Raw genomic sequence first — 22,607 nt, 5'->3', positions numbered from 1 at the left:
CGGCGCCGCGCCCGACTCCTTCGCGCCGCTTACTTCACGACGAGCGAGGACCATGCCTTGACCCACTGCTCACGGTTCTTGGCGATGGCGTCGGGCGCGACCGTCTCCGGCTTCTCGACGACCACGCCGTGCTTCGTGAAGAGCTCCGGCAGCTTCGCGTCCTTGACCACCGGGTTCACGAACATCTGGAGCGGCATGTCCTCCTGGAACTTCTTGCTCACCAGGAAGTCGATCAGGGCCTTGCCGCCCGCCTCGTTCTTCGCTCCCTTGAGCAGGCCCGCGAACTCGACCTGACGGAAGCAGGTGCCGGTGGCGACCCCGGTGGGGGCCTCGGCCGGCTGCGGCTCGGCGTACAGCACCTCGACCGGCGGGCTGGACGCGTAGGAGACGACCAGCGGGCGGTCACCCTTCGCCTTCTTGCCACCGGCGGAGCCGGAGAACCGCTCGTTGTACGCGGCCTCCCACGAGTCGACGACCTCGACGCCGTTCGCCTTGAGCTTGGTCCAGTAGTCCTTCCAGCCGTCGTCGCCGTACTTGCCGACGGAGGCCAGGAGGAAACCGAGGCCGGGCGAGGAGGTCGCCGCGTTCTCGGTGACCAGCAGGTTCTTGTACTCCGGCTTGATCAGGTCGTCCAGCGTCTGCGGCGGGGCGAGCTTCTTGTCGGCGAAGTACGCCTTGTCGTAGTTGACGCAGATGTCGCCGGAGTCGACCGGGGTGACCCGGTGCTCCTTGTCGAGCTGGTACTGGGCGCCGACCCCGGCCAGGCCCTTGGCCTCGTACGGGGTGAAGATGCCGCTGTCGAGACCGCGCGAGAGCAGGGTGTTGTCGATGCCGAAGAAGACGTCGCCGCGCGGCGAGCCCTTGGTCAGGATCTCCTGGTTGAGGGCGGCGCCCGCGTCGCCGCTCTTGAGCACCTTGACGGTGTAGCCGCTCTGCTGCTCGAACTCCTTCAGGACCGCCGGGGTCACGTTGAAGGAGTCGTGGCTGACGAGGGTGATCGTCTTCGGTGCGGCGGACGGCTTGTCCTCGCCGCCGCACGCGGCGAGGGTGCTCACGCCCAGCGCGACGACGAGCGCGCTGCCCGCGATCTTCTTGGTGGTGCTCATTGAATGCTTCCTCCTGGGATGTCCAGGAGAAGACGCGGCCCTGCCCGGCGCCTCGCGTCACGTGGACGCGAGAGCGGTCGCCGGGCAGGGCGCAACAGCTTGAGTGGTGACCGAACTTCCTACCCGGAATGACCCGGGCGAGGTTCAGAGGGTCTGCGGTGACGGTTACCGCACTCTCAGCGCTGTGGCGCTCCCCTGTCGGAATATGCAGTTGGTTTCGGCCACAGGGTACCCCGCGGCCCCACTCCAGGAAGAAATCCGGAACCCGGCGCCGTGCTGCTAGCGCTCCGAAGCGGCGAGCTGGCCGCAGGCGCCGTCGATCTCCTGACCGCGCGTGTCCCGGACGGTGACCGGCACGCCGTGGTTCGCGATGGCCTGGACGAAGGCCCGCTCGTCCTCGGGGCGCGAGGCGGTCCACTTGGAGCCCGGGGTCGGGTTCAGCGGGATCAGGTTGACGTGCACGCGCTTGCCCTTGAGCAGCCGGCCCAGCCGGTCGCCGCGCCAGGCCTGGTCGTTGATGTCACGGATCAACGCGTACTCGATGGAGATCCGGCGGCCGGACTTGTCGGCGTACTCCCAGGCCGCGTCCAGCACCTCGCGCACGTTCCAGCGGGTGTTCACCGGTACCAGGGTGTCGCGCAGCTCATCGTCGGGCGCGTGCAGCGAGACGGCCAGCCGGCACTTGAAGCCCTCGTCGGCGAAGCGCAGCATGGCCGGAACCAGGCCGACGGTGGAGACCGTGATGCCGCGCTGCGACAGGCCGAGGCCGTCGGGCTCCGGGTCGGTCAGCCGGCGGATGGCGCCGACCACGCGGTTGTAGTTGGCCAGCGGCTCGCCCATGCCCATGAAGACGATGTTCGACAGGCGCGCCGGGCCGCCGGGCACCTCGCCGTCGCGCAGGGCGCGCATGCCGTCGACGATCTGGTGCACGATCTCCGCGGTGGAGAGGTTGCGGTCCAGCCCCGCCTGGCCGGTGGCGCAGAACGGGCAGTTCATGCCGCAGCCCGCCTGCGAGGAGATGCACATGGTGACCCGCTCGGGGTAGCGCATCAGGACGGACTCGACCAGCGTGCCGTCGTGCAGCTTCCACAGCGTCTTGCGGGTGGTGTCGTCGTCGCACGAGATGTGCCGGATGACCGACATCAGGTCGGGGAGCAGCTCCTCGCGGAGCTTCTCGCGGGAGGCCGCGGGAATGTCCGTCCACTGCGCCGGGTCGTGGTTGTACCGGGCGAAGTAGTGCTGCGACAGCTGCTTGGCCCGGAACGGCTTCTCGCCGATCGCGGCCACGGCCTCGCGCCGTTCCTCGGGGGTGAGGTCGGCCAGGTGCCTCGGGGGCTTCTTGACTCCACGAGGGGCGACGAAAGTGAGCTCTCCCGGGACAGGACGGGGGGCCATGACTGGTACTCCTCAAATCTGACGAACCCGGGCGATCTCCGCGCGTGAGCGGAGTCAGTGTGAATGGCGCGCCCGGTGCCCGGAGAGCTCACGGGGCCATCCCCGCAGAAACGGGGAAAGCGCGCCACTCATCCGCGACGCGCTTTCCAGGATAACCCGGACGGGTCAGCCGGTGCCGACGAACGCCGCCAGCAGCAGCCACACCACGGGCGCGGTCGGCAGCAGCGAGTCCAGCCGGTCCATGATCCCGCCGTGCCCCGGCAGCAGCGTGCCCATGTCCTTGATGCCGAGGTCCCGCTTGATCATCGACTCGCCGAGGTCGCCCAGCGTGGCGCTGACCGCGACCGTCAGACCCAGCAGCAGACCCTGCCACCAAGCGCCGCCGTCGATCAGGAACTCCATGCACAGCGCACCGGCGACCATCGCGAAGGCCACCGCTCCGAAGAGCCCCTCGCGGGTCTTCCCGGGGCTGATGCGCGGGGCCAGCTTGTGCTTGCCGAAGCGCCAGCCGACCGCGTACGCCCCGGTGTCGCTGACCACCGTCAGGAGCAGGAAGGTGACCACGCGCTGCGGCCCGTCGTCCGCGGTGAGGAGCATCGCGACGAAGGTGGCCAGGAAGGGGACGTAGAAGGCGGCGAAGACCCCCGCCGTGACGTCTTTGAGGTAGTCCTCGGGGGGTTCGGTCATCCGCCACACGAGCACCGCGAGCGCGGTGAGCGCCATCGCGACCCAGGCGCCCTCGGCCCCCCGGACGTATCCGGCGATGACCATGGCCGCGCCACCGACCGCGAGCGGGACCAGCGGGGCCTTGATGCCCTTCTGCTCCTGGAGGCGGGAGGTCAGCTCCCACAGCCCCACGACGACCGCGACGACGACGACGCCGACGAACACCGCCTTGACGATGAACAGCGAGGCGAAGATCACCGCGCCGAGGCCGATGCCGACCCCTATGGCGGCGCGCAGGTCACGCCCGGCCCGCTTCTTCTGCGGGGGCTGCGAGGCGTCCTGCGGGGCCTGCGAAGGTGGGGTGGACATGGGCTCCTGCGGCGGCGTCTCGGCGCGGAACTGGGGGCCGCCCGCATCGGCGGCCCCCGGATCGCGTGCTTCCCGGTCGTCGAAGTCACGGCCGGCGGCATCGGGAACGATGGGCATGGGCCGAGTGTGCGTGCCCACCTGCGCATCGTATGCGGGACCCGCCGGAACCGGCTCCGCCCGCCAGGGAGAGTCGTTCATCAGACTTCGAGCAGCTCGGCTTCCTTGTGCTTCAGCAGCTCGTCGACCTGCGCGACGTACTTCGCGGTGGCGTCGTCGAGCTCCTTCTCCGCGCGGCGCACGTCGTCCTCGCCGGCCTCCTTGTCCTTCACCATCTTGTCGAGGGTGTCCTTCGCCTTGCGGCGGATGGAACGGATGGAGATCTTGGAGTCCTCGGCCTTGGTCTTGGCGACCTTGATGTACTCCTTGCGGCGCTCCCCCGTCAGCTCGGGGAAGGTGACGCGGATGATGCGGCCGTCGTTGCTCGGGTTGACGCCGAGGTCGGAGTCCCGGATGGCCTGCTCGATGTTCTTCAGGGCCGACGCGTCGAACGGCGTCACGATGGCCATGCGCGGCTCGGGAACCGCGAAGGAGGCGAGCTGGTTGATCGGCGTGACCGCGCCGTAGTACTCGGCCACGATCTTGTTGAACATCGCCGGGTGCGCACGGCCGGTCCGGATCGCCGCGAAGTCTTCCTTGGCGACGACGACGGCCTTCTCCATCTTCTCCTCGGCCTCGAGGAGGGTTTCTTCGATCACCACGTGCTCCTGCATGTCTTGAATGGATGGTTCAGGCTGGCGGGCCGGCCGGGCGCCGGTCGCCCGTGTCAGGCCCGGGTGCTCTGGTCGCTGACGAGCGTGCCGATCTTCTCACCCTTGACCGCGCGGGCGATATTGCCCTCGGCGAGCAGTTCGAAGACCAGGATCGGCAGCTTGTTGTCGCGGCACAGCGTGATGGCCGTGGCGTCGGCGACCTTGAGGTCGCGGGACAGCACCTCGCTGTACTCCAGCGCGTCGAACTTCACCGCGTCCGGGTTCTTCTTCGGGTCGGAGTCGTAGACCCCGTCCACGCCGTTCTTGCCCATCAGCAGGGCCTCGGCGTCGATCTCCAGGGCGCGCTGGGCGGCCGTGGTGTCGGTGGAGAAGTACGGCATGCCCATGCCCGCGCCGAAGATGACGACGCGCCCCTTCTCCAGGTGGCGCACGGCGCGCAGCGGGATGTAGGGCTCCGCGACCTGGCCCATGGTGATGGCGGTCTGGACGCGGGAGTCGATGCCCTCCTTCTCCAGGAAGTCCTGGAGGGCGAGGCAGTTCATGACCGTGCCCAGCATGCCCATGTAGTCGGACCGGGCCCGGTCCATGCCGCGCTGCTGGAGCTCGGCACCGCGGAAGAAGTTGCCGCCGCCGATGACGACCGCGATCTCGGCGCCGTCGCGGACTACGGCCGCGATCTCGCGGGCGATGGCGTGCACGACGTCGGGGTCGACGCCCAGGCCGCCGCCGCCGGAGAAGGCTTCGCCGGACAGCTTCAGCATGAAGCGGCGACCCTTCTTGTCCTGGTCGCTCTTGTCGTCGGAAGCGGTGTGGGGGTCCACGCCCTGATTCATGGAGATCTCCTCGTGCACATACGAAGGAGGCCATTGCCGGTGGGTCCTTGCGGTTCCCTCTACGGCAATGGCCTCCTCGTCAGATCTGCGGTCGTCCGGCGCGAACGCGGACGACTGCTTCAGACCCTACCGGGGTCCGGTGTCCGTCGCGTACGGACGGACTCAGATGCCGACCTTGATGCGCGCGAAGCGCACCAGGGTGACACCGGCCTCGTCCAGAATCTTCTGGACGGACTTCTTGGCGTCCAGGGCGTAGGCCTGGCCGAGCAGGGTGTTGTCGCGGACGAAGCCCTTGACGCGACCCTCGACGATCTTCGGAAGGGCAGCCTCGGGCTTGCCCTCCGCGCGGGTGACCTCTTCGGCGACGCGACGCTCGGACTCGAGGAGCTCGGCCGGGATCTCGTCCTCGGCCAGCCACTTCGGCGCGAACGCGGCGATGTGCTGCGCGACGCCGCGGGCGACCTCGGCGTTGGCCTTGTCCAGCTCGACCAGGACGCCGATCTGGAACGGCAGGTCGGGCATGGTGCGGTGCATGTACGCCGAGACGTAACCGCCGGTGAACTGCGCGAAGCGGTCCAGGACGATCTTCTCGCCAAGGTTGGCGTTGGCCTCGTCCACGAACGCCTGGACCGTCTTGCCGGCCTCGATCTCGGACGCGAGCAGCGCCTCGAGGTCGGCCGGGGTGGTCTTGGCGATGTGGGCGGCCAGCTGGTCGGTGACGGCCTGGAACTTGTCGCCCTTGGCGACGAAGTCCGTCTCGCACTTCAGCTCGACGATGACACCGGAGGTGTTGTCGTCGGCGATGAGCGAGGCGACGGCACCGTTCTCGGCAGAACGGCCTTCGCGCTTGGCGACGCCCTTCTGACCCTTGATGCGGAGCGCCTCGATGGCCTTGTCGACGTCGCCGTCGGACTCGACCAGCGCGTTCTTGCAGTCCAACATGCCGACGCCGGTGAGCTCGCGGAGCTTCTTGACGTCAGCGGCGGTGTAGTTCGCCATGAGTCTGTGATTCTCTCTCGAAGTCGTAGATCTACGGGTGAACGGCGGAGGAGCGCGCTTGTGGCGCGGCTCCCCCGCCGTCATCGTCCGTGCTGCGAGTGCCCGGCGCATGAACGCCGGGCGCTCTCAGTGGGTCAGGCCTGCTCGGCGTCGGCGGCCGGAGCCTCGACGACGGCCTCGGCGGCCGGAGCCTCGACCTCGGCGGCCGGGGTCTCGACGACCTCGGCGGCCTCGGCGACCGGAGCCTCGGCAGCGGCCTCGGCCGGAGCCTCAGCAGCGTCGTCGGCCTTCTTGTCGCCCTCGAGCAGGTCGCGCTCCCACTCGGCGAGCGGCTCGGCGACGGCCTTCTCGCCCGGCTTCGAGTCACCGGTGGCGGCACCGGAACGGGCGATGAGGCCCTCGGCGACGGCGTCGGCGATCACGCGGGTGAGCAGGGTGACGGAGCGGATCGCGTCGTCGTTGCCCGGGATCTTGTAGTCGACCTCGTCGGGGTCACAGTTGGTGTCGAGGATCGCGACGACCGGGATGTGGAGCTTGCGCGCCTCACCGACGGCGATGTGCTCCTTCTTGGTGTCGACGATCCAGACGGCGCTGGGAACCTTCGACATCTCGCGGATGCCGCCGAGGGTCTTCTCCAGCTTGGTCTTCTCGCGCGAGAGCACGAGGAGCTCCTTCTTGGTGAGACCCGAGGCCGCGACGTCCTCGAAGTCGATCGCCTCAAGCTCCTTCAGACGCTGGAGGCGCTTGTAGACGGTGGAGAAGTTGGTGAGCATGCCACCGAGCCACCGCTGGTTGACGTACGGCATGCCGACGCGCGTCGCCTGCTCGGCGATGGCTTCCTGCGCCTGCTTCTTGGTACCGACGAACATGATGGAACCGCCGTGGGCGACGGTCTCCTTCACGAACTCGTAGGCGCGGTCGATGTACGACAGCGACTGCAGCAGGTCGATGATGTAGATGCCGTTGCGCTCCGTGAAGATGAAGCGCTTCATCTTCGGGTTCCAACGACGGGTCTGGTGACCGAAGTGGACGCCGCTTTCCAGCAGCTCCCGCATCGTGACGACGGCCATGGCCATCTCCTTGTTTTCTCGGTTTGGTTCCTGACGTCCCACCGCGCCCTGCCCCCGTGGAGGGGACCGAGAGACGCTGCCACGCGGCCTGAGAGGCCGGTGCTGGGGCGTGCGAAGTCGACCCGGTGACCCGGATCGCCACCAGAAGTGTACGGGACCCGGCGGTATGCCGGGTGACGGCGATGTCCACATCGAACGGTCCGTCCACAGGCCGCGACGGAGCGTGTCCCCGGCGCGGGACGGTGGGGGCATGAAGACCCTGAACCTGGTGCTGGCGGCCCTGCTGGCGGCCCCGGCGGCGGCGCTCGCCCCGGCGTCCGCGCCCGCTCTCGCGCGTGCCGCTGCCGCTGCTCCCGTTCCCGCTCCAGTTCCCGCTCCCGGCGGGGCCGGCGGCCGCCCGCTGCCCGCCCCGCTGCACGTGGCGCGCTGGTGGGACCCGCCGCCCACCCCGTACGCGGCGGGCCACCGGGGCGTGGACCTGATCGCACCGGTGGGTACGCGGGTCCGGGCGGTGGGTACCGGCCGGGTGCACTACGCCGGACGGGTGGCGGGACGCGGCGTGCTCTCGCTGACCCTGCCGGGGGGCCTGCGCACCACGTACGAGCCGGTGCGCCCCCTCGTCGCCGAGGGCGACCAGGTGCGTGCCGGGCTCGTGGTCGCGGCCCTCGAAGCGGGCGGTCACTGCGCGGCCCCGTGCCTGCACTGGGGCCTGTTGGCGGGCGAGACGTACCTCAACCCGCTGCTCCTGCTCCCGCGCCCGAGCCCCCGACTGCTACCGCGGGCCCCCTGAGGGCGCGCCGCGCGGCGTCAGCCCCGGACGCCCCGGAGCGCCATCGAGACGGCGGTCTCGGTCACCTCGGCCGGGTCCTCGCCGGCCCCCAGCTCGATCCGGCGCACGGCGGCGTCGACGACCCCTTGCAACAGCATCGCGGCCAGTCGCGGCTGCTCCTGGCCCAGGGCGGCCAGCGCCTCGACGATCATCGCGATCAGGCCCCCGTGCGCGGCGCGGATCTTCTCGCGCGCACCGGCGTCCAGCTCGCTGGCGGAGATCGCGACCACGGCGCGGTGGCGCTGGTCGCCCACCAGGCCCAGCTGGCTGCGGACGTACGCCTCGATCTTGGCCTCCGGAGTGGCGGCCCGCTCCATCGCGGCCTCGATCTCGGCGGCCCAGACGGGGAAGTCCACGACGCACAGCTCTTCGACCACGGCCGCGCGGGAGCGGAAGTACTCGTAGACGGAGGACCGGGCGAGACCGGTCCGTTCGGCGAGGGCGGGGAAGCTCAACGCTTCCGTCCCGCCTTCGGACAGCAGGGAGCGCGCGGCGTCCAGCAGGGCGCCTCGCTGCATCGTCCGGTGCTCGGCCACGGAGGCCGCTCGAATCCTGGGCACGCGCCCACTCTACGGAGGTACCGGGGACTCAGCGCCCCACATCCGCCAGCTTGGCCCGCAGCTGGAGGACCGACTTGGTGTGGATCTGGCTGACCCGGCTCTCGGTGACCCCGAGGACGTGACCGATCTCGGCCAAGGTGAGCCCCTCGTAGTAGTAGAGGGTCACCACCGTCTTCTCCCGGTCGGGGAGCGTGTTGATCGCCCGCGCGAGCAACCGGCGCAGCTCGCGGTCCTCGGCCACGGCCACCGGGTTGTCGGCGGCGGTGTCCTCCAAGGTGTCCATCAGCGAGAGGCGGTCGCCCTCGCCGCCCACGTGCAGCAACTCTTCCAGGGCGACCACGTTGGCCAGCGACAACTGGCTGAAGACCGCGTGCAGTTCCTCCAGCGCGACGCCCATCTCGTCGGCCACCTCGGTCTCGGTGGGCGTGCGCCGCAACTGGGCTTCGAGCGTGGCGTAGGCCCGCTCGACGGCCCGCGCCTTCTGCCGCACCGAGCGCGGGATCCAGTCCAGGGCGCGCAGTTCGTCGATCATCGCGCCCCGGATCCGGGTGATCGCGTACGTCTCGAACTTGATGGAGCGCTCGATGTCGAACTTCTCGATGGCGTCGATCAGCCCGAAGACCCCGGAGGAGACGAAGTCGGCCTGCTCCACATTGGGCGGCAGGCCCACGCTGACGCGGCCGGCCACGTACTTGACGAGCGGCGAGTAGTGCAGGATCAGCTGTTCCCGCAGACGCTCGTCCCCCGATTCCTTGTACGAGCGCCAGAGCACGTCCAGGGACGAGGGCGCGGTGGTCCGCACGCTGCCGCGGGCAGCGGGGGGCACCGCAGCGCGGTCAGACCCTGAGGTGTGCTGGGGCATGCTTCGCCTTTGCCGGAGCCGGAATCCTTGGGAGCGTAGCGTGACGAAAGTGTCGCGGTGCGCGAAGAGTACGGGATCGCGCGGGGCCGTCGGGGCCTCCTGCCTCGCACGGGAGGCCCGGGACCGGCGCCTCGCGCGGGGTCCCGGCGGCTGCCATCGGGAAGACCGCTTCTCTCATCGGCTTCACTCTTTCACCGGAACGCCCCAGGTCAATGACCGCCTCGCCGGACGCCACCGGTTTGAGTGGCTCTCCCATGTGTTTGCCTGCTCAACTGCCAGTCATCGCCCTGCCGTTCGACGAACCCCAGAGAGTGAAGTTCGTACAGTCTGCCGATGACTTCATCGGTGCCGCCGCCCACGGCCCGGGCGAGGTCCGCCGCCCGCACGGGCCGTCCGGCGGGGAGCTCTTCCAACACCCGTGCGGTGTCCGGGTGCAGCAGGTCCCGGGCGAGCACCGGTCCGCGCCGCTCGGGGGCCAGCTCCCCGATGGCGCCGACCAGTTCGATGACCTCGGCGGCGTCCGTGACCAGTACCCCTTCGCCGCGCAGCAGTTCGTGCACGCCGCCCGAGAGCCCGCTGGTGGCGGGCCCGGGGACGCCCATGATGAAGCGACCCAGCCCGTGCGCCCGCCGGGCGGTGACGAGGGACCCGCTGCGATGGGCGGCCTCGACGACCACGGTCCCCCGCGTCAACGCCGCGATGACCCGGTTGCGCTGGACGAAGCGGCTGGGCGTGGGATGGCTGCCGGGCGGGAGTTCACCGATCACCAGCCCCTGCGCGGCGATCCGGCCCAGCAGTCCGGCATGTCCGCGCGGGTAGGCGACGTCCACCCCGCAGGCCAGTACCGCCGCCGTGGCCCCGCCCGCGGCGAGCGCCCCCCTGTGGGCCGCCCCGTCGATCCCGTACGCCGCCCCGGACACCACCACCCAGCCCCGCTCGGCCAGCCCGGCCGCCAGACCCTGCGCCATGTGCGCGCCGTACGGGGTGCAGGCGCGGGCGCCGACCACCGCGACCGAGCGCAGGGCCCAGGTGCGCAGGTCGGGCAGGCCGCGCAGCCACAGCCCCACCGGCCGGGCGTCGCCGAGGTCGTCGAGCTGCGAGGGCCACTGGGGCGAGCCCGGGCAGACGAACCGGGCGCCGACCGCCGCCGCGGCGGCCAGGTCCCGGTCGGGATCAGCGGCCGATGCCCGCCTGCGGTACCCGTCGAGCCGGCGCCCATCCGGCCCGGCCAGGCCCTCGGGTCCCGGGCCGGGCGCGGTCAGCTCCCGCAGCAGCGCGACCGCGCCCCGCTCCCGCAGCAGCCGGCCGGCCCGCTCGTCCCCGGGCTCCAGCACCCGGGTGAGCGCGGCCCGGGCCCGCCGCTCCTCCTCCGGGGCCGGCGCTTCCGGGGTCATGACCCGCATCCCTCGGGGAGCGGGACACCGCGGGCGATGCCGGTGCGCAGTTCCAGGGCGACCGCCACGTCCCGGGCGTCGGGGCGGTCCTTCTCGGCCAGGTCGGACACCGTCCAGGCGACCCGCAGCACCCGGTCCAGGCCGCGCGCGGTGAGCAGGCCCCGCTCCAGGTCCCGCTCGGCCTGCGCCAGGGCGCCCGGTGCGGGCAGCCAGCGGGTGCGCAGCTCATGGCCCGGCACCTCGGCGTTGACCCGCCAGGGGGTGCCGGCGAGCCGCTCCGCCGCCCGCGCCCTGGCCCCCGCCACCCGCAGGGCCACGACCGCGCTGGCTTCGCCCCGACCGCCCCCGCCGACGAGGTCGGACCGGCCGACCGGTTCCACCTCGACCCGCAGGTCCACCCGGTCCAACAGCGGCCCGGACAGCCGCCCCTGGTAGCGCCGGACGGCCGAGGGCGCGCACTCGCACCCCGCGCCGCGCAGGGTCTGCCGCCCGCAGGGACAGGGGTTGGCCGCGAGGACCATCAGGAAGCGGGCCGGCAGCCGCATCACCCCGGCGGCCCGGGCGATCACCACCTGGCCGGACTCCAACGGCTGGCGCAGGGCGTCCAGCACCCGCCCGCTGAACTCGGGCGCCTCGTCCAGGAAGAGGACCCCTCGGTGGGCCAGGGACACGGCCCCGGGCCGGGGCATCCCGCTGCCCCCGCCCACCAGGGACTGCATGGTCGCCGAGTGGTGCGGGGCGCAGTACGGCGCCGCGGTCACCAGGGGTTCCCCGGGCGGCAGGATCCCCGCGACCGAATGCACGGCGGTGACCTCCAGGGAGTCCTGCCGACCGAGCGGCGGCATGATCCCGGGCAGCCGCTCGGCGAGCATGGTCTTGCCCGCCCCCGGCGGTCCGGTCAGGAACAGGTGGTGCCCGCCCGCGGCGGCCACCTCCAGCGCCCGCCGGGCTCCGCGCTGCCCCGCCACCTCCGCGAGGTCGGGCGGCGCGCAGGCGCCGTACCCCCCGCTCGCCAGCCCCGTGCCCAGACCGGCCCCCGGGACCACCAGCCCGGCCGTCATCGGATCCGGTCGCACGACCGCGTCCGGCGGCCCCTCGTCCGGCACCTCCCCGTCGGTCAGCACGGCGATCAGCTGGCGCAGGCTCCGCACCCCCAGCACCGACACCTCGGGCACCAACGCGGCCTCGGCCGCGCACTGCTGGGGCACCACCACCTGCCGGTACCCCGCCTCGGCCGCGGCGAGCACGGCGGGCAGGATCCCCCGCACCGGGCGCACCCGCCCGTCGAGCCCGAGTTCACCGATGAGCAGCAGGTCCGCGATCACCGCCGGGTCCACCCGCTCCGCCGCGCCCAGGACGGCGGCGGCGACGGCGAGGTCGAAGCCCGAGCCGGATTTGGGCACCGAGGCCGGGCTGAGACCGACCGTCAGCTTCTTCTGGGGCCATTCGGCGCCGGAGTTCACCACGGCGGCCCGGACCCGGTCCCGGCTCTCGACCAGTGTCTTGTCGGGGAGCCCGACCAGGGTGAAGGCGGCCACTCCCGGTTCGAGGTCGGCCTGGACCTCGACCACCACGCCCTCGACGCCCACGAGTGCCACCGAGCAGGTCCGCGCGAAGCCCATCAGGCCACCCCCCTGACGTGTTCCACCACGGGGGCCCCGCGTCGGGGCAGCACCACCCCGACCAGGTCGATGCGCACCCCGCCCGGCGGTGGTCCGCCGTGATCGGCGAGCCAGCGCCCGGCGAGCAGCCGCAGCCGGTCGGTCTTGCCGGGCCGGACCGCGGCCATCGGGTGTTCGAACATCGGTGAACCGGCGGGCCCGGACCGGCGGGTCTTCACCTCGCAGACGACGAGGGCGTCCCCGTCCCGGGCGAGGATGTCGATCTCACCGGCCCGGCAGCGCCAGTTCCGGGCGATCACGGTCATCCCGGAGCCGGTCAGCCGTCGGGCGGCCAGCTCCTCGCCGTACCGCCCGAGCGCCCGCCGGGCCGCGGCCCGCTCCCCCGATGTCCGTACCACCCGCGCCGGCCGGGCCGACGCCTCCTGCTGTGCCACGCCCTTCGCGTCCATCCGGCACCACCTCCGGCACCGACGATCCCGCGACCCGGCCCACCGTGTGGATCTTGGTGGACAACCCGGGCGTTGTGGACAACTCACTCACCCCTTCGGGTGAATCAGCTGCCCGGCAGCTCCAAGTCGCTCTTGTTGAGCTCCTCGATGTTCACGTCCTTGAACGTCAACACCCTCACCTGCTTGACGAACCGGGCCGGTCGGTACATGTCCCAGACCCAGGCGTCCGCCATCGAGACCTCGAAGAAGACCTCGCCCTGGACCGAATGCACCTGCATCTCGTAGTCGTTGGTCAGATAGAAACGACGTTCGGTCTCGATCACGTACTTGAACAGCCCGACGACGTCGCGGTACTCCCGATAGAGCTTCAGCTCCATCTCGGTCTCGTACTTCTCGAGGTCCTCGGCGCTCATGGCATGTTCCCCTTCAGCCGTGCGTCCCCCTATTGTGCGCCAGGCCCGTCCGCCCCTAAACGATTTCCGGGGCCAGGATCACCGGCGCACGCGGCGGACCCTCTGCGAGCAGCGTGCGCAGCAGCTCGCCGAGTCTGGTCGGGTACACCGTCTCACGCGCCGCGATGAGTTCCTCGGAGGTCCACCACCTGGCTCCGGTGACGCTGCGCCGCTCCAGCTCGGTGAAACCGTCCGTGGCCACCTCCGTCCGGTCGGTACGGGCCAGGAAGTACCACTCGTCCTGCTCCCAGCGCCGCCCGTCGAAGGGGAACGCGCAGTAGCGCTGCCAGAGCACCGGCCCCAGCTCCACCTCGGTGATCCCCGTCTCCTCCGCGAGCTCCCGCAGCGCGGCCTGCTCACGGCTCTCGGCGCCCTCCAGCCCGCCGCCCGGGGTGAACCACCAGTGCTCCGCCGGGTCCTGCGGTTCGAAGCCGTGCAACAGCAGGATCCGGTCGGCCGGGTCGAGCAGGATCACCCGGGACACCTTGCGGACCTCAGCCCCGGGCACCGACGCGCTCCCGTCGCCGCGAGCGCCCGAGGACCCGCGCCAGCGGCCCGTAGGCGGCTCCGAGGAGCACCAGCGCCGCTCCGGCCACCACCGCGGCCAGCTGGAGCCGCAGCGGGCCCGGGCGGGAGGTCCCGCCCGGCAGCGCGTCGTAGGTCGTCGGCCGCGCCAGCATCGCGGGGTCCGGCCACGCCCGGGCGTCCACCCGCGCGCTCACCGAGTCCAGCGGGACCATGCCCTGACCCGCTTCCTGCAGGTGGGCCCGGGAGTCCAGGGAGATCGAGCGCCGGTCGCCCAACAGGAAGAGCTTGCCCTGCGGCACGGTCACCTCGAAGGTGACGTCCGACGCCTTGCCCGAGCCCGTGGAGGTCTGCGTGGACCCCGGATCGGCGATGTAGGGCTCGACCAGCGGCTTGCCGTTCAAGGTCAGCCGGCCCGCCGCGTCACAGCAGCGCACGGTGTCGCCGCCGAGCCCGACGACCCGCTTGACCATCGGCGAGTCGCTCCACACGGAGTCGGTGAAGATGACCACGTCCCCGCGGCGCACCTCGGAGCCCTCGATCCGCTGCGCCATCACCCGGTCCCCGGCCTGCACCGTCGGGACCATCGACTCGGTCGGCACGGTGTACGGCCGGTACACCAGCGCACCCCAGGCGAACCCTCCGAGGAAGAGGGCGAAACCAATGGCCACGGCGATCCCCGACAAGACATTGCCGAGGCCGCCGCGGCCGTCCCTGCCACGTATCGAACCGTTTGACCCGCCCATACCAGCGCCCCCAGCACCTCGGAGATCGTCGACCTGGGCGGCACCCTACCCGGCGGTAGGCGTCTTGGTCAGCTTCCGCCTGCGCCACAGCACGATCGGCAGCGCCGTCGCGAGGCCCAGACCGGCCGGAGCGGCCGCGCCGAGCGCCGTCGCCACGGGCTTCTTGTTGATCCCCGGCTGGTCGAAGGTGTCCGGCACCGGCAGCGTGGACCAGCGGGTGATCGGCCAGGCCACCACCACGGCGCGGCCGACGACCTTGTCGACCGGCACGAAGCCACCGGTCGAGTCCTCCTGGTGCCAGCGCGAGTCCTGCGAGTTCTGCCGGTGGTCGCCCATCACCCAGATCTTGCCCTTGGGCACGGTCAGCGGGCCGAACGGCTTGTCGTCACAGGCGGTGTTGCCCGGGAAGATGTACGGCTCGTCGAGCTGCTTGCCGTTGACGACGACCGGGCCGCCCTTCTTGCACTCCACGGTGTCCCCGCCGACCGCGATGGTCCGCTTGATCAGGTCCTTCTCCTCGGCCGAGGGCATCAGACCGATGAAGCTGAGCACCTTCTGCGCGATGTTCGGGTCCGGAGTGGGCTCGCCGTCCAGCCAGTTCGCCGGGTCGTGGAAGACCACGACCTCGCCGCGCTCCGGCTCCGAGCCGAACCACGGGGTCAGCTTGTCGACCAGGACCCGGTCGCCCTTCTGCAGCGTGTTCTGCATGGACTCGGACGGGATCGAGAAGGCCTGGACCAGGAAGGTCTTGATCAGCAGGGCCAGCACCAGCGCGATGCCGATGAGGAGCGGAAGCTCCTTCCAGAAGGACCGGTGCGCGGGCGGGGCGCTCTCGCCGTCGTGGGTCTCGTTCTCGACGGCTGCCTCCGGCCGCTGGTCCTCGGGCTCATCGCGTCCGGATCGTGCTCCTACCGCCACGTCCCCCACATCCACTCCTCACTCCGATGTGCCGCCCGCGCCGAACCGGCGGGGGCCCTCCCCTCCCTTAACGAGCGGGAGTTCCCTTGGTAAGGAGCGGGAGACCTAGGACACACTATGCGAACGCGGCACCCCCACGACGCGCACGCCGCCCGCGGCGCCCCCGCCTGCCCCGGCGCTCCTCGTCCGGAACGGAGAGGAAGGTGGCGGGTTGATCGAACTCGCCCCAGTGCCCGTAGGGCCAGGCGATCACGATGGCGCGCCCCACCACGCCGCTTTCGGCGATCGTGCCGTGAAACGCCTCGTCGAGGTGGTAGCGGGAGTCGGCGGAGTTGGCCCGGTGGTCACCGAGGACGAAGAGCCTGCCCTTGGGCACCTTCACCTCGAACATGATCTCGGAGGGCGCGTTGCCGGGTGACACGTACGGCTCATCGAGCGGCGCTCCGTTGACGGTGACCCGGCCCCGGGCGTCGCAGCACTTGACGGTGTCCCCGCCCACCCCGATGACCCGCTTGATCAGGTCCTGCTCGTCGGCCGAGGGCAGCAGGCCGATGAAGGTCAGGCCCTGCTTGATCTGCTTGACGACGATCGGGTCGGCCGCGGGCCGGGCCGACTCGCCGCGCAGCCAGCCGCCGGGGTCCTTGAAGACCACGACGTCGCCGCGCTCGACCTTGGCACCGAACCAGGGGGTGAACTTGTCCACGAGGACCCGGTCGCCGATCCGGATCGTCTGCTCCATCGACCCCGACGGGATGTAGAAGGCCTGGACGAGGAAGGTCTTGAGGAGCAGGGCGATGCACAGCGCGACCGCGACCAGCAGCGGCAGCTCACCGACCCGCCGGGTGCGCCTGCGCCGCTTGACCTTGCGGGCCAGCCTGCGCCGCTCCGCCCGACCGCCGAGCACGGCCAGCTCGGGGTCCGCGCCCGGCGTCGGCGTTGGCGTCGGCGTCGGCGCCACCGGACGGGCGGGCTCCGGCTCCTCGCCGCGCTCCCGCCCCCGGCTACCCATGTCCACCGCCGGAGCCGCCGGAGCCGCTGGTGGTCCCCAGGGACCTCCAGCGGGAGGCGGGCCAGCCGATCCAGTCGGCCCGTCCGATCACTTTGTCCACCGGCACCATCCCGCCGCCCGGCTCCCCGAGGTGGTCCCGGGAGTCCCGGGACTGGGAGCGGTGATCACCCATGACCCACAGGGTGCCCAGGGGGACGACGATCCGGAAGGGCACCTTCGACGCCGTGTCACCCGGATACAGGTAGGGCTCCCGCACGGGGACGCCGTTCACCACCAGCTGCCCGCCCGCGTCGCAGCACACCACGTCGTCGCCGCCGACCCCGATGACCCGCTTGACGAAGTCCGTGTCGGACGGTTCGGCGAGCCCGAGGGCCGACGCGGCGCCGTGCAGGGCCTCGCCGACCGGGTTGTCGTCGCCGGCGCGCTCCGGCACGAAGGACCCCGTGCCGTCGAAGACGACCAGGTCACCGCGCTCGGGCTGGGCCCCGGACCCGTACGCCAGCTTGTTCACCAGCACCCGGTCGCCGATAGCGAGCGTCGGCTCCATCGAGCGGCTCGGGATCAGGAAGGGCTGCACCACGAAATTGCTCAGCAGCAGCAGGAAGACGGTGCAGACGACCCCGAGCAGCCCGGCGCGGCGCCAGGTGAACCACCCGGGGCGCCTCAGCCGGGCCCCGGAGAACGCGAAACGCGACCTCCCCTCCCCCTCGTCGGGGGAAGAGCGGTCGCGTTGCGTGTGAGATGCCTCGGTGTCCATATCGGGGGCGAGCCTATCCGGATGCCTCCGGACACCGAAGGGGACCTCAGCGGTCGCGCTTCTCCTTGATCTTCGCGGCCTTGCCGCGGAGCTCACGGAGGAAGTACAGCTTGGCGCGACGCACGTCACCGCGGGTGACGAGCTCGATCTTCTCGAAGATCGGGGAGTGCACCGGGAAGGTACGCTCCACGCCGACGCTGAAGGAGACCTTGCGGACCGTGAAGGACTCGCTGACGCCAGAACCCTGGCGACGGATGACTACGCCCTTGAACTGCTGGATACGGGAGCGGTTGCCCTCGATCACGCGGACGTGGACGTTGACGGTGTCACCCGGGCGGAAGGCCGGGAGGTCCGTACGCAGGCTGCCGGCGGTGACGGCGTCGAGCACGTGAGACATGTTCTTCGTCTGCTTTCTACGCACGACGCCACAGGCCGCCGGGCGGGTTCTTCGGAGAGAATTCGGGAGCTGTCCCGACCCGCGGGCGACGGTCCCCCTGTGGCAGGGGCGCGCGCGGACGTACAGCAGCCGCCTATTCTTCCACGGCCGGGGGCCTGCGCCAAAATCGGCCGTCGGGCGTCGGCGACCAGCCCAGGACCGAGAGGGTCTCGCGGTCCTTCTTGTCGAAGCCGGACGCCTCGCAACGCTCGATCAGGTCGGGCCTGTTGAGGGTGGTGCGGCGGAACGCCTCGTCCCGGCGCCAGCGGGCGATCTTCCCGTGGTGCCCGCTGAGCAGGACCTCGGGGATGCCGCGTCCGCGCCACTCCGGGGGCTTGGTGTAGACGGGCCCCTCCAGCAGGTTCGCCATGTCACCGGGAGCGAAGGAGTCGTCCCGGTGCGATTCGGCGTTGCCGAGGACCCCGGGGAGCAGCCGGGCCACGGCCTCGGTGATCACCAGGACCGCCGCCTCGCCGCCTGCCAGCACGTAGTCCCCGATGGAGACCTCGTAGACCGGCATGCGCGTCGCGTACTCGTCCATCACCCGGCGGTCGATGCCCTCGTACCGGGCGGGGGTGAAGATCAGCCAGGGGCGCTCGGCCAGCTCGACGGCGAGTTCCTGGGTGAACGGGCGCCCGCTCGGGGTGGGGACGACCATGACCGGACCGTGGGCGCCGGATTCGTAGCCGTCGGCCAGGGCGGTGTCCAGGGCCTCGCCCCACGGGTCGGTCTTCATGACCATCCCGGGGCCGCCGCCGTAGGGGGTGTCATCGACCGTGTTGTGCCGGTCGTACGTCCATTCCCGCAGGTCGTGGACGTGTACGTCGAGCTGGCCGCGGGCCCGGGCCTTGCCGACGAGGGAGACGTCGAGCGGGTCGAGGTACTCCGGGAAGATGGTGACGACGTCCAGCCGCATCAGGCATCGCCCTCGGGCTCGGCCTCGGTCTTGACCTCGGTCCCGGCCTCGGCGTCGGCCCCGGCTCCGGCCTCGGCATCGCGCTCGGAAGCGATCACCGCACGGTCGTCGATCAGCCCGGGCGGCGGGTCGATGACCGCGCGCTGCTCCGAGAGGTCGATCTCCAGGACGATCTCCTCGACGAAGGGGATCATCACCTCGGTGCCGTCCGGCCGCTCGACGATGAACAGGTCCTGCGAGGGCAGGTGGGAGATCTCGGTGATCCGACCGATCTCCGTCCCGTCCTGGAGCACGACGTCCAGGTCCATCAACTGGTGGTCGTAGAACTCCTCCGGGTCCTCCGGAAGCTCCTCGGGGTCCACTTCGGCGATCAGCAGGATGTTGCGCAGCGCCTCGGCGCCGGTGCGGTCCTTGACGCCCGCGAAGCGGAGCAGGAGCCGGCCGCTGTGCACCCGGCCGGTCTCGATGGTCAGCGGACCCGCCGACAGGGGTTCGGTCTGGAGGACCGCACCGACGCCGAGCCGCAGCTCCGGCTCGTCGGTGCGCACCTCTACGGTGACCTCACCCTTGATCCCATGGGCGCGGCCGATCCGCGCGACTACGAGCTGCACGCTTGTCTCTCCTGTTCAGACGACGACGGGCCGGGAAGGGCACATGCCCTCCCCGGCCCGTGCCGGTGATTCATTCCTGCGCTGGACGCGGTCTCAGCGGACCTGGTCCACGTCGACGAGGTCGACGCGGATACCACGGCCGCCGATGGCGCCCACGACGGTCCGCAGGGCACGTGCGGTGCGGCCGTTGCGGCCGATCACCTTGCCGAGGTCATCCGGGTGGACCCGGACCTCGAGCACCTGCCCGCGACGCAGGGTGCGCGAGGCGACCTGCACGTCATCGGGATTGTCCACAATGCCCTTCACGAGGTGCTCAAGAGCCTCCTCGAGCATGATCAGGCCTCGGTCGACTCGGCGGCGGCCTCAGCCTCGTCCGCCTTCTTGTCGGCCTTCTTGGCCTTCTGCGTGATGGCCTCGCCCTTGGTCTCGCCGATGCCCTCGAGGGCCTTGGCGAACTCGTCGAAGGTGCGACGCTTGCTTTCCTTGGTCTCCGGCTGCAGCAGCGGCGCGGGGGCCGGGAGGCCCTTGTGCGCCTGCCAGTCACCGGTGAGCTTCAGGATCGCGAGGACGGCCTCGGTCGGCTGGGCGCCGACGGAGAGCCAGTACTGCGCGCGCTCGGCGTCGACCTCGATGCGCGAGGGGTTGTACGTGGGGTGGTACAGACCGATTTCCTCGATCGCACGACCATCGCGGCGGGTGCGCGAGTCGGCGACGACGATGCGGTAGTGCGGCTGGCGAATCTTGCCGAGGCGCTTGAGCTTGATCTTGACTGCCACTGGAGTGGTGTCTCCTGAACTTGACGTGGTTGGGCACATGAGATGCCACGTGGGGTTGCGGTACTCGGATGCCCGATGGACGCGTCAGTCGTAGGAGAGAGGGGCCTGTTCGACTGTCGAGTACAGCTAGTCATTGTGCCACATGACCGCGGTGCTTCCACCCCGGGGTCACCCGCACCCCCGGCCGGCCCTCCGACACCCCCCGGGGGCCGGCCCCTCGCCGGACCGGGCTCAGGAAGCCGCGGCGGAGACGGCCACCTCGGGGATGCGGAAGGGCTTGCCGCAGCCGCCGCACACGATCGGGGCCTGGGCGAGCACCGACGGCACGACCCGGACGTTGCGCCCGCAGTCGCAGACCGCCTTGACGCGCACCCCGCCGCCGGAGGACCCGTGCCGGGCGGCCGGTCCGCGGAAGCTGCGCTTGGTGTCGGCGGCGGTGGCGACGGTATGGGCCTTCAGGGCGCGCTGGAGGCGCTCCATGGTCGGCCGGTACCGCTTCTTCGCCTCGGGGTTCAGGGCGACCAGTGAGAAGCCGCTGCTCGCGTGCGGCTCCTCGGAGTGGTCCAGGCCCATCTCCTCGGCGATCGCGAGGAATCTGCGGTTGTGGTAGCGGCCGGCACGGGACGTGTCACGGACACCGCGGGCTGCGGCGATGCCGTGGACTGCCTCGTGCAGCAGTCGCTCGAAGGAGAGTTCCGCGCCGCAGGCGGACGAGGACTCTCCGATCAGGGACTCGGGCGCGGCAAGGTCAGGCAGCTCGGGGTGGTACCGCTGAATATCGGCCCACGCCTGCGCCAGCTCTGCGGCGAGAACAGGTGGTGTCGTGCTCACGTCGTGACAACGAGCCGAGGTGCCCCGGTGTTCCGATTCCGGGCCATTCCAAATTTTTTGCACGTACCAGTCAGTTCAGTCTCATGCGTCCGGATGAGGCCGGGTGCGCAGATCTCCGGAGGAGTCGGTACGTATGGGGGTGCCCCCGGAGGTGGTCAGTCACCTTCCGGGGGCACCCCCAGCGTCACTTCAGGTCACATCAGTAGGAACGCGCCACGATGGCGAGGGTTCCCGGAGCGTCGTCCGCCTGCGGGACCGAGCCGTCCTCGGCGATGAGGCAGCGCACGGAGACGGCCTGCTCGGCGAGCTTCGCCTCGCCCTCGGGGCCGAGGTCGGCCCACGGGATCCGCGCCCAGCCACCGGCGACGGCGGCCTCGGCGGCCTCCCCGATGGTCGCGACGTCGGACGTACGGGCGATGCGGCGCTCGCGGGACTCGCGCAGCAGCTGCGCCTGGTCCTCCTCCATCACCTTGGGCAGCAGCGCGACCAGGTCCGTGATCTGCACCGGCTCCTTGCCGCCCGGGATCCGGCGGGCCAGCATCGCGGTGCCGGCCTCCAGGTCGCGGGGGCCGATCTCGATGCGGACCGGTACGCCCTTGAGCTCCCAGTCCACGGCGCGACGGCCGAAGGGGGTGTCGACGCGGTCGTCGACCTGCACGCGGATGCCCGCGGCCTTGAGCTGGTCGCCCAGCTCGCGCACCTTCGCGACGGCCTCGTCGCCCTTGATCGCCATGACGACGACCTGGACGGCCGCCAGCCGCGGCGGCACCCGCAGCCCGTTGTCGTCGCCGTGGGACATGATCAGGCCGCCGACCATGCGGGTCGAAACGCCCCACGAGGTCTGCCAGACCAGCTCCTGCTTGCCTTCCTTCGACAGGTACTGCGTGTTGAAGGCCTTGGCGAAGTTGGTGCCCAGCTCGTGGCTGGTACCGAGCTGCAGCGCCTTGCCGTCGCCCATCATGCCCTCGAGGGTGAGGGTGTTGATGGCGCCCGCGAAGCGCTCCTTGGCGGTCTTGCGGCCGAGCACGACGTCGATGCCGAGCACGTTGGTCATGAAGTCGCCGTAGACGTCCGTGTGGATCCGGGCGGCGTACGCGCGGGCGTCCTCGTAGGTGGCGTGGGCCGTGTGGCCCTCCTGCCAGAGGAACTCGCTCGTACGGAGGAACACGCGCGGACGCATCTCCCAGCGGACCACGTTCGCCCACTGGTTGATCAGCAGGGGCAGGTCGCGGTAGCTCTGGACCCACTTGGAGAAGTAGTCGTTGATGATCGTCTCGGAGGTGGGCCGGACCACGACCGGCTCGTCGAGCTCCTTGCCGCCGCCGTGCGTGACGACCGCCAGCTCGGGGGCGAAGCCCTCGACGTGCTCGGCCTCCCGCGTCAGGTACGACTGCGGGATGAACAGCGGGAAGTACGCGTTCTGGGCGCCCGCGTCCTTGATGCGCGCGTCCATCTCCTGCTGCATCCGCTCCCACAGCCCGTAGCCGTACGGTCGGATGACCATGGTGCCGCGTACCGGACCGTTGTCGGCCAGCTCGGCCTTGTTGATCAGATCCTGGTACCAGCGGGGGAAATCCTCCGCCTGGGGGGTGAGAACGGGTGCCTTTGCCATGGCGCGAATGGTACGGCGCCCGGCACGCCGAACGTGAATCGGGGCCGGCGCTCCTCTGGACGCGGGGGCGAATGGGGAGTTCCCTGGCAACGGG

Annotated in this window: 25 protein-coding genes, 1 pseudogene and 1 riboswitch; of the genes and pseudogenes, 1 reads left to right on the top strand and 25 read right to left on the bottom strand. The window is 70.9% G+C overall.

Going from position 1 to position 22,607, the window contains the following annotated elements; genetic code table 11:
* Window positions 1–29: 29 nt before the first annotated feature.
* The 7 genes from ACIQWR_RS03870 to rpsB all read right to left on the bottom strand — a co-directional run bounded on the left by ACIQWR_RS03870 (window position 30) and on the right by rpsB (window position 7,208).
* On the bottom strand, window positions 30–1,106 hold the full coding sequence (locus ACIQWR_RS03870) for a thiamine ABC transporter substrate binding subunit (protein WP_404004918.1): 1,077 nt from the start codon (window positions 1,104–1,106) through the stop codon (window positions 30–32).
* 98 nt (window positions 1,107–1,204) lie between these two features.
* A riboswitch (TPP riboswitch) is annotated at window positions 1,205–1,313 on the bottom strand.
* Window positions 1,314–1,385: 72 nt separating this feature from the next.
* On the bottom strand, window positions 1,386–2,501 hold the full coding sequence (rlmN, locus tag ACIQWR_RS03865) for a 23S rRNA (adenine(2503)-C(2))-methyltransferase RlmN (protein WP_404004917.1): 1,116 nt from the start codon (window positions 2,499–2,501) through the stop codon (window positions 1,386–1,388).
* A gap of 165 nt (window positions 2,502–2,666) precedes the next feature.
* Window positions 2,667–3,734 (bottom strand): phosphatidate cytidylyltransferase, encoded by a 1,068-nt coding sequence (locus tag ACIQWR_RS03860; protein ID WP_404004916.1) that lies wholly within the window; start codon window positions 3,732–3,734, stop codon window positions 2,667–2,669.
* Window positions 3,734–4,291 (bottom strand): ribosome recycling factor, encoded by a 558-nt coding sequence (gene frr / locus ACIQWR_RS03855; protein WP_404004915.1) that lies wholly within the window; start codon window positions 4,289–4,291, stop codon window positions 3,734–3,736. Before frr ends, ACIQWR_RS03860 begins: the two co-directional genes overlap by 1 nt.
* Before the next feature lie 68 nt (window positions 4,292–4,359).
* On the bottom strand, window positions 4,360–5,139 hold the full coding sequence (gene pyrH / locus ACIQWR_RS03850; protein ID WP_404004914.1) for a UMP kinase: 780 nt from the start codon (window positions 5,137–5,139) through the stop codon (window positions 4,360–4,362).
* Between the two features lie 162 nt (window positions 5,140–5,301).
* A complete protein-coding gene (gene tsf, locus ACIQWR_RS03845) occupies window positions 5,302–6,138 on the bottom strand; it encodes a translation elongation factor Ts (RefSeq protein WP_404004913.1) in 837 nt (278 codons plus the stop codon).
* A 134-nt stretch (window positions 6,139–6,272) separates the two neighbouring features.
* A complete protein-coding gene (rpsB, locus tag ACIQWR_RS03840; protein WP_404004911.1) occupies window positions 6,273–7,208 on the bottom strand; it encodes a 30S ribosomal protein S2 in 936 nt (311 codons plus the stop codon).
* Between the two features lie 250 nt (window positions 7,209–7,458).
* Here rpsB and ACIQWR_RS03835 point away from each other — a divergent pair, with 250 nt between their 5' ends.
* Window positions 7,459–7,998 (top strand): M23 family metallopeptidase, encoded by a 540-nt coding sequence (locus ACIQWR_RS03835; RefSeq protein WP_404004909.1) that lies wholly within the window; start codon window positions 7,459–7,461, stop codon window positions 7,996–7,998.
* A 17-nt stretch (window positions 7,999–8,015) separates the two neighbouring features.
* Here the strand turns inward: ACIQWR_RS03835 and ACIQWR_RS03830 are convergent, their stop codons facing one another.
* The 18 genes and pseudogenes from ACIQWR_RS03830 to proS form a co-directional block, all read right to left on the bottom strand.
* Window positions 8,016–8,573 (bottom strand): TetR/AcrR family transcriptional regulator, encoded by a 558-nt coding sequence (locus ACIQWR_RS03830; protein ID WP_385779218.1) that lies wholly within the window; start codon window positions 8,571–8,573, stop codon window positions 8,016–8,018.
* A 52-nt stretch (window positions 8,574–8,625) separates the two neighbouring features.
* Window positions 8,626–9,459, bottom strand: a complete 834-nt coding sequence (gene whiG, locus ACIQWR_RS03825; protein WP_385779103.1) for an RNA polymerase sigma factor WhiG — start codon at window positions 9,457–9,459, stop codon at window positions 8,626–8,628.
* 209 nt (window positions 9,460–9,668) lie between these two features.
* The gene (gene dprA, locus ACIQWR_RS03820) at window positions 9,669–10,853 is read right to left on the bottom strand and encodes a DNA-processing protein DprA (RefSeq protein WP_404004906.1); all 1,185 of its coding nucleotides are present in this window, start codon (window positions 10,851–10,853) and stop codon (window positions 9,669–9,671) included.
* On the bottom strand, window positions 10,850–12,475 hold the full coding sequence (locus tag ACIQWR_RS03815) for a YifB family Mg chelatase-like AAA ATPase (protein WP_404004904.1): 1,626 nt from the start codon (window positions 12,473–12,475) through the stop codon (window positions 10,850–10,852). Before ACIQWR_RS03815 ends, dprA begins: the two co-directional genes overlap by 4 nt.
* Window positions 12,475–12,924: a YraN family protein gene (locus ACIQWR_RS03810; RefSeq protein ID WP_404004902.1), complete on the bottom strand. Its 450-nt coding sequence runs from the start codon at window positions 12,922–12,924 to the stop codon at window positions 12,475–12,477. The genes ACIQWR_RS03815 and ACIQWR_RS03810 overlap by 1 nt, the downstream gene beginning before the upstream one ends.
* Window positions 12,925–13,028: 104 nt before the next feature.
* A complete protein-coding gene (locus tag ACIQWR_RS03805; protein WP_005311352.1) occupies window positions 13,029–13,337 on the bottom strand; it encodes a DUF2469 domain-containing protein in 309 nt (102 codons plus the stop codon).
* 55 nt (window positions 13,338–13,392) lie between these two features.
* Window positions 13,393–13,884, bottom strand: a complete 492-nt coding sequence (locus ACIQWR_RS03800; RefSeq protein WP_404004900.1) for an NUDIX hydrolase — start codon at window positions 13,882–13,884, stop codon at window positions 13,393–13,395.
* The gene (lepB, locus tag ACIQWR_RS03795; protein ID WP_404004898.1) at window positions 13,871–14,647 is read right to left on the bottom strand and encodes a signal peptidase I; all 777 of its coding nucleotides are present in this window, start codon (window positions 14,645–14,647) and stop codon (window positions 13,871–13,873) included. The genes ACIQWR_RS03800 and lepB (ACIQWR_RS03795) overlap by 14 nt, the downstream gene beginning before the upstream one ends.
* Window positions 14,648–14,692: 45 nt before the next feature.
* Complete coding sequence (gene lepB / locus ACIQWR_RS03790; protein ID WP_404004896.1) at window positions 14,693–15,565, bottom strand: signal peptidase I; 873 nt, start codon at window positions 15,563–15,565, stop codon at window positions 14,693–14,695.
* A pseudogene (gene lepB, locus ACIQWR_RS03785) lies at window positions 15,537–16,574 on the bottom strand (signal peptidase I); the annotation flags it as partial. The gene lepB (ACIQWR_RS03790) and the pseudogene lepB (ACIQWR_RS03785), both read right to left, overlap by 29 nt.
* Window positions 16,567–17,331 (bottom strand): signal peptidase I, encoded by a 765-nt coding sequence (lepB, locus tag ACIQWR_RS03780; protein ID WP_404004894.1) that lies wholly within the window; start codon window positions 17,329–17,331, stop codon window positions 16,567–16,569. The pseudogene lepB (ACIQWR_RS03785) and the gene lepB (ACIQWR_RS03780), both read right to left, overlap by 8 nt.
* A 46-nt stretch (window positions 17,332–17,377) precedes the next feature.
* Entirely contained in the window at window positions 17,378–17,728 is a 351-nt protein-coding gene (gene rplS / locus ACIQWR_RS03775; protein WP_399265722.1) for a 50S ribosomal protein L19, read from the bottom strand.
* A gap of 133 nt (window positions 17,729–17,861) precedes the next feature.
* Window positions 17,862–18,683 (bottom strand): tRNA (guanosine(37)-N1)-methyltransferase TrmD, encoded by an 822-nt coding sequence (gene trmD / locus ACIQWR_RS03770; RefSeq protein WP_399265720.1) that lies wholly within the window; start codon window positions 18,681–18,683, stop codon window positions 17,862–17,864.
* Complete coding sequence (gene rimM / locus ACIQWR_RS03765) at window positions 18,683–19,294, bottom strand: ribosome maturation factor RimM (protein WP_404004892.1); 612 nt, start codon at window positions 19,292–19,294, stop codon at window positions 18,683–18,685. Before rimM ends, trmD begins: the two co-directional genes overlap by 1 nt.
* 93 nt (window positions 19,295–19,387) lie before the next feature.
* On the bottom strand, window positions 19,388–19,627 hold the full coding sequence (locus ACIQWR_RS03760; protein ID WP_283456387.1) for an RNA-binding protein: 240 nt from the start codon (window positions 19,625–19,627) through the stop codon (window positions 19,388–19,390).
* Between the two features lie 2 nt (window positions 19,628–19,629).
* Window positions 19,630–20,070 (bottom strand): 30S ribosomal protein S16, encoded by a 441-nt coding sequence (gene rpsP, locus ACIQWR_RS03755; protein WP_330332868.1) that lies wholly within the window; start codon window positions 20,068–20,070, stop codon window positions 19,630–19,632.
* A 231-nt stretch (window positions 20,071–20,301) separates the two neighbouring features.
* Window positions 20,302–20,901 (bottom strand): hypothetical protein, encoded by a 600-nt coding sequence (locus tag ACIQWR_RS03750; protein WP_354380087.1) that lies wholly within the window; start codon window positions 20,899–20,901, stop codon window positions 20,302–20,304.
* A gap of 199 nt (window positions 20,902–21,100) precedes the next feature.
* Window positions 21,101–22,513, bottom strand: coding sequence for a proline--tRNA ligase (proS, locus tag ACIQWR_RS03745; RefSeq protein ID WP_404004889.1), 1,413 nt, complete (start codon window positions 22,511–22,513; stop codon window positions 21,101–21,103).
* Between the last annotated feature and the right edge of the window lie 94 nt (window positions 22,514–22,607).

This window comes from Streptomyces sp. NPDC098789, assembly GCF_044759975.1.
Classification (GTDB): domain Bacteria; phylum Actinomycetota; class Actinomycetes; order Streptomycetales; family Streptomycetaceae; genus Streptomyces.
This window is presented reverse-complemented; position numbering and strand designations above follow the sequence as displayed.